At 64.5% G+C, this 6297-nt stretch carries 5 protein-coding genes and 2 pseudogenes; 2 read left to right on the top strand and 5 right to left on the bottom strand.

Annotated elements, in window-relative coordinates:
* Positions 1–230 precede the first annotated feature (230 nt).
* From AC1D2O_RS34550 to AC1D2O_RS34530, 5 genes and pseudogenes are all read right to left on the bottom strand, one after another.
* Positions 231–515: pseudogene (locus AC1D2O_RS34550) on the bottom strand (alpha/beta fold hydrolase); the annotation flags it as partial.
* Between the two features lie 60 nt (positions 516–575).
* Positions 576–1514: an alpha/beta fold hydrolase gene (locus AC1D2O_RS34545; RefSeq protein ID WP_478158675.1), complete on the bottom strand. Its 939-nt coding sequence runs from the start codon at positions 1512–1514 to the stop codon at positions 576–578.
* Between the two features lie 72 nt (positions 1515–1586).
* Positions 1587–2375 carry an SDR family NAD(P)-dependent oxidoreductase gene (locus tag AC1D2O_RS34540; RefSeq protein ID WP_477650190.1) on the bottom strand — a complete coding sequence of 263 codons (789 nt, stop codon included), beginning with the start codon at positions 2373–2375 and terminating at the stop codon, positions 1587–1589.
* Positions 2376–2427: 52 nt separating this feature from the next.
* Entirely contained in the window at positions 2428–3264 is an 837-nt protein-coding gene (locus tag AC1D2O_RS34535) for an alpha/beta fold hydrolase (RefSeq protein WP_477650191.1), read from the bottom strand.
* Between the two features lie 66 nt (positions 3265–3330).
* Entirely contained in the window at positions 3331–4413 is a 1083-nt protein-coding gene (locus AC1D2O_RS34530) for an alkene reductase (RefSeq protein WP_477650192.1), read from the bottom strand.
* Between the two features lie 134 nt (positions 4414–4547).
* On the opposite strand from AC1D2O_RS34530, the gene AC1D2O_RS34525 reads away from it, so the two are divergent.
* Together AC1D2O_RS34525 and AC1D2O_RS34520 are read left to right on the top strand one after the other, a co-directional pair.
* The gene (locus AC1D2O_RS34525) at positions 4548–5171 is read left to right on the top strand and encodes a TetR/AcrR family transcriptional regulator (RefSeq protein ID WP_477650193.1); all 624 of its coding nucleotides are present in this window, start codon (positions 4548–4550) and stop codon (positions 5169–5171) included.
* A 382-nt stretch (positions 5172–5553) separates the two neighbouring features.
* A pseudogene (locus AC1D2O_RS34520) lies at positions 5554–6273 on the top strand (IS6 family transposase).
* The last annotated feature ends 24 nt before the right edge of the window (positions 6274–6297 follow it).

The raw sequence follows: 6297 nt of genomic DNA, 5'->3' as shown, positions 1-6297 counted from the left end.
CAAGAAGGTCGACCAGTTGTTCGTGCTGACGATGGCCGCCTACAACCTCGTGCGCATGCGGACCTTGGCAGAAGTCCGTCCGTTGGCCCCGTAGAGGGGAAACGAGAGCCGAGAACGGGCCCTCGAAGCGGGATAACGGCGACGGCAGCGAGCCTGAAACGTCGAAATCCGCAACCGCCCACTTCAGGACGCCGGATGACTGCCGCGCGCCTGGTACTTCAGCAGCCTGCTAGTGCGCGAACGGCTGCCGCCGCGTCATCGGCCATGTCCTCGATGCGGGTGCGAGGGGTGCCGCTGGAGGACGCGATGCCACGGCCGTTGTAGAGGATGACCTCGCGGCCCTCGGCAAGACCGTCCGTCATCAACGGGTCCCAGTGGTCCATGCCGCCACGGAAGTGCTGCACGAGCAGCAAAGGCGGCTGCGAGGTGTTGGCGTTGCCCCAGCGGCGGTAGGCGAATCGAGTGCCACCGACCTCCACAAACTGGGTGGGTGCGGTCAGATGCGTGACAGACATCGGGGTGTCCTTGAATGGGAGAGTTGAGATGCAGCCCGGTGCAGAAAAGCCGGCTCCGAATCACTTCGCCAGGAAGGCCAGCGCCTTGGGCACGAAGTCCTCGTGGTACTGGAAGATGCCCCCGTGGCCCGCATCGGGGTAGACGATCAGTTCGCTGTTCGGCAGGCGCTTAGCCAGGTCGTACGTATTGCTGGTCGGCACCATCCGGTCGTCGTCACCATTGGCCACCAAGACCGGCTGCTTGACCACCGACAGGTCGGCCGGGCGTTTCTGCCCCCACGCACTCAGCGCCTGAAGCTGGGCCACATAGGCACCTACGGCGATCTCCTTGTCCCGGTTCTCGGTGCGCTCCTGCAGGCGCTTCAGGAAGGCCTTCCCGGCCTCGATACCGGTTGGCGTGCGCGTGAAGAACAGGTACTGCTTCGGGTCCTGGCCGGTGAACGTCGCGCGCAACAAGTCGTAGTTCGACACGCCCGCCACGGTGCTGATACCCGGGCCGCCCGCAGGTCCCGTCCCCGTGAGGATCAGCTTGCGCACGAGTTGCGGCTCCTTGAGCACGATCTCCTGGGCGATCATCCCGCCCATCGAGAAGCCGAAGAGATCCACCTGCTTGAACCCCTTGGCCTTGATGAAGGTGATGGCGTCGTCCGCCATCTGTTCGATGGTGTTGGCCGGCGAGCCGGTGGAAGCGCCGACGCCGCGGTTGTCGAACGCGACAACGTGATGTTTCGCGGCGATGCCATCCACCACGCGGGGATCCCAGTTGTCCAACACGGCGGCCAGGTGGACGAGGAAGATCACCGGCGTGCCGCCGCTCTTCTGGCCCAGCTCGCGGTAGGCGAAGTCAACGCCGCCCGCGGAGATGAGCTGCGTCGGCACCCCCCTCCATACCGTGCTCTGCGCTGTGGCGATCTTGGTAGGGGCACCCCAGGCCACCGGCGGTCTGTCGGCCGCGGCGCAGACCGACAACAGGATGGCAGAAAGTACGAGCAGGCACAAGCCGACTCGTGATAGGTGAAGCATGAGGTCTCCGTTTGGATTTGTGAGGGATCGGTGAGGAACTGGCCGCAATCAGAGTTGCGATTGATAGCGCTCGGCTGCGTGGGCTTGCCGGATGTCCGACAGCAGCGCCTGGCGCGCAGCGTCCAGTGCATCCCAGCGCCCGGCCTCGTGCAGCGGCGGGATCGTGACCAGCTCACGGCGATCGAAACCGACGAGGGCCGCATCGACCAGTTCGCCGACGTCCATCACGTCGGTGAGCGTGTTGACGTCGATGCCAGCGCGGCCCCAGATCTCCGTGCGGGTGGCCGCGGGCAACACGGCCTGCACGTAGACCCCCTTGGCAGCCAGCTCCAGGTTCAGACCCTGCGACAAGAACAGCACGAACGCCTTGGTGGCGCCGTAGATCGACATGCCAAACTCGGGTGCGAAACCTACCACCGAGCCGATGTTGACGATCGCACCAGTGCCCGACTGCACGAAGCGAGGAGCGGCTGCTGCGGCCAATCGGGTGAGCGCCGTGGTGTTGAGCGCGACCAACTGGTCGATGCTCTGTGCGGACTGCTGCAGGAAGCCGCCCGATTGCGCCATGCCGGCGTTGTTGATCAGGATGCCGATGCGGGCGTCGTCGCGCAGGCGCGCCTCGACCACCGCGAGTTCAACCTGCTGGGTGAGATCGGCTTGCAGCACGTCAATGGCGACCTTGGCCTCATCACGCAGGCGCGCCGCCAGTGCTTCCAGTCGCACCTTGTCGCGCGCGACCAGCGCCAGGTCGTGGCCCCGGCGGGCGAAGCGCTCGGCGTAGGTGGCTCCGATGCCGCTGGAGGCGCCGGTGATGAGGACGGTGGGCAGTGTGCTCATGGATTCTTTCTCTGCAGGTCGTTGGTTGCTGCGGTCAGGAGGCGGTGTCGATTTAGTCCAGGAACAGCCCCGTGTGGGCGACGAACAGCTCTGGGTACTGGAATTGCGAGCCGTGACCCGAGTCCGGGTACAGGATCAACTGCGCGTTGGGGATGTGCTGCTGCAGCGTGAACGAGTTGATGCTCGGCACCATGATGTCGTCGTGACCGTTGACGACCAGCGTGGGCTGCTTGATCTCCTTGAGGTAGGCATAGCGCTCACCGCGCGGCTGCGTCCACTCGACGATGGATGCGAACTGGGCCTTCAGGACCTCGACGGAGGACGCCGGATCTGAGTCCTTGCGCTCCGTGCGTCGCTTCCAGAACGCGCGGCCAGCAGCTTGACCGGTCTCGGACGGCGAGAAGAATAGGTACAGGAAGTCTTCTTCTGTGGGAACGGGATTGCCCGCGACCTGCATCACGCGCGGATTGGGGTTGGACTCGCCGTTACGCGGTCCGGTGCCCACCAGCACCAGCCGCCGCACGAGTTCGGGGTGGCGGTGCGCGAGGCTCTGGGCGACGAAGCCGCCGATCGAGAAACCCAGCACGTCCACCGCAGTCAACAGGCCCAAAGCCTGCACGAAACTTGCGATGCCGTCAGCCATGCCATCGACGGTGGTGGCCGGCTCTCCGCCAGAACTGGCCACGCCGGCATAGTTGACCAGGATGACCGGGCGGCCCTGCGCCAGGCCGTCGGTGACGAGCGGGTCCCAGTTGTCCATGCCGCCACGGAAATGTTGAAGGAACACTAGCGGCGTGCCGGTCTCGGCGCCAAAGCGCCGGTAAGCGAAGCGAACACCATTCGCGTCAACGAACTGGGTGGGCGCGGTGAGATGGATATGAGTCGTCATGTGAACCTCGTTCTAGATAAGCCGCAATGGGGACCCACCGTCGAGTCCCACGTGAATCGCCCGATCTCAGTCAGCAAGCGCCGGGTAGTCCGTGTAGCCCGCAGCCCCTCCGCCATAGAGCGTGGCCGGATTGAGCTGCGCCAACGGTGCGCCGGTCTTCAGGCGTTCGACCAGATCGGGGTTGCTGATGAACGGGCGGCCGAAGGCGAACAGGTCCCCCTTGCCCTCGTTGAGCCGGGCAGTGGCGAATTCCAGGTCGTAGCCGTTGTTGGCCAGGTAGGTCTGCTTGAACCGGCGGCGCAGCGCGTCGTAGTCGAACGGGGCGACATCGCGCGGGCCGCCGGTCGCGCCCTCGACCACGTGCAGGTAGACGATGCCCAGCGCGCTGAGTTGCTCGGCGATGTAGTCGTATTGCGCCTGCGGGTCGCTGCTGGAGATGCCGTTGGCCGGTGACACGGGAGAGATGCGCACCCCGGTGCGATCGGCACCGATTTCTTTCACCACGGCGCCGACGACTTCCAGCAACAGGCGCGCACGGTTCTCGATGGAGTCGCCGTAGGCGTCCGTGCGCTGGTTGGCGCCCTCCTTGATGAACTGCTCCAAGAGGTAACCATTGGCGCCGTGGATTTCCACGCCATCGAAGCCGGCAGCAATGGCGTTGGCCGCGGCTTGGCGAAAGTCGTTGACGATGCCCGGCAGCTCGCTGATTTCGAGGGCGCGTGGCTCGGACACATCGGCAAATCCGTTGTTGACGAAGGTCTTCGTCGCCGCGCGGATGGCCGAGGGCGCGACCGGCGCAGCGCCGCCAGGCTGCACGTCGACGTGCGAAACGCGGCCCACATGCCAGAGCTGCACGAAGATGCGCCCACCCTTGGCATGCACGGCTTCCGTGACCTGGCGCCAGCCCGCGATTTGCTCGGCCGTATACAGACCCGGGGTGTCCTGGTAGCCCTGGGCTTGCGCCGAGATCTGGGTGGCTTCCGTGATGATCAGGCCGGCCGAAGCGCGCTGGGCATAGTAGGTCGCGGCCAGTTCGCCGGGCACCAGCCCGGCGCCAGCCCGGTTGCGGGTGAGCGGGGCCATGACGATGCGATTGGCGAGCGTGAGGCTGCCCAGGGCATACGGTTCGAAGAGCGTGTTCTCGGTCATGTTGGTTCAGCGTCCGTTGTTGGGAGAAGCAGCAATGATGACGAACATAATCTAAAATGTCAAGACTTTGATTATGGTCGACATCAATGTATAGTGAAACCTTCAAGCAGGCATAAACCCACCGTCGACGAGAAATGAAGATCACCAAGGCACAGGCACAGGCCAATCGGGCGCACGTGATCGAGACGGCGTCCACACTGTTTCGGGAGCGTGGCTACGATGGGATTGGTGTTGCCGATCTGATGGCTGCTGCTGGCTTCACCCACGGCGGCTTCTACAAGCAGTTCCGCTCCAAGGCCGACCTCGTGGCCGAATCGGCAGCCTGCGGCATTGCTCAGACAGCGGCGCTGACCGCCGGCGTGGACATTCCGGAGTTCGTGAATGTGTACCTCTCGCGCGAGCACCGCGACGCCCGCGCGAGCGGCTGCACGATGGCTGCGCTGGGCGGGGATGCTGCGCGTCAACCGGAAGCGGTCCGGACCACGTTTGCGACCGGCATCGAGAGCCTGCTGGCTGCGCTGAGCCGCGAGGGGCTTGCGTTGGACGATGCAGCCTCAGGCAAGGCGAGAGCCAAGTCTCTCGACATACTGGCGCGCGCGGTCGGCGCCATCGTCATGTCGCGCGCCTGTCCGGACGATTCACCGCTGGCTGACGAGATCCTTGAGGTTTGCCGCGACGAGATCCTCGCGTCGCTGAGGCTTGCTGTGAGTCCGTCTGTGGCAGCGCGCGTACCTGTGCGCAAGCGGCGCACGGGTTGATCTTCGGCCTTTAGCGAGCGGCAACTGGTCGAGCAGATCCAATGGCCAAGGGTGCGGGGGCCACGACCTTGCAGGGCAACCTGACAGCACGGCTGGAGCGCGGTGAGTTCGATCTGGTCGCCCTGAGCCGCGTACTGATTTCAGACGTGCAATGAGCGGACAGAGTTCGCGAAGGGCGCACGCAGGAACTGAAAGGCTTTGATGCCGCCAATCTGGCCGCGCTGGCCTGACCGGACGGCGCTGGATGGCACTGCCCAGCGCGTGTTCCCACGGTCTCATGACCGCAGATGCGCACTTCGCTGCTGCGAAAGCCGGGCTGCGGGTTCTGGTGCAATCTGTGTCTCGGGATAGGCTACCCGTTTTGTGAACTACGGGCAGGTCGATGGCGAAGAAGCTCCAGAGCATGGACGATCTGTTCAAGGGACGGCTCTTCGAGCGAGAGATCATCGTTCTATGCGTCCGCTGGTATCTGCGCTACAAACTGGGCCTGCGTGACCTGGTGGAAATGATGGCCGAGCGCGGCCTTGCCCTGGCCCATACGACGATCATGCGCTGGGTCCAGCGTTTCGTGCCTGAGTTCGAGAGGCGCAGGAATCGCTTCGCCCGCAAGGCCGGTCGCTCGTGGCGCGTGGGTGAGACCTACGTCAAGATCCGAGGCAAGTGGACCTATCTTTACAGGGCTGTCGATCGAGACGGCCAGACCGTGGACTTCCGCTTGAGCGCGAACCGCGATGTCAAGGCGGCCAAGGTGTTCTTCTGCAAGGCGCTGGCGACTCAAAACGACCTCCAGTGACCATCACGCTGGACGGCTACGCTGCCTCGCATCGCGCCGTGCGGGAACTGTCCGCGCAAAGCACCCTTTGGAAGCGCACACGACTGCGGTCGTCCAAGTATCTCAACAACATGGTCGAGCAGGACCATCGGGGCGTGAAGTCGCGCATCAACCCCATGCTCGGCTTCAAGGTCTTCGATCGAGCGGGCCGTGACGATCGCCGGCGTCGAGCTGCTGAATCGCATTCGCAAAGGCCAGTTCAGTCTCCGCCGGCTGCGCGTCAAAGGCCAAGCCGCGCCCGCGGTCTGGAATGCAGTGCTCTCAGCATGATCAGCGCATCGCGCTCACGAAATT

This window comes from Variovorax sp. P1_G12 (assembly GCF_056405555.1).
The sequence above is the reverse complement of the archived record's forward strand: the minus strand, read 5'-3'. Positions and strand labels throughout refer to the sequence as shown.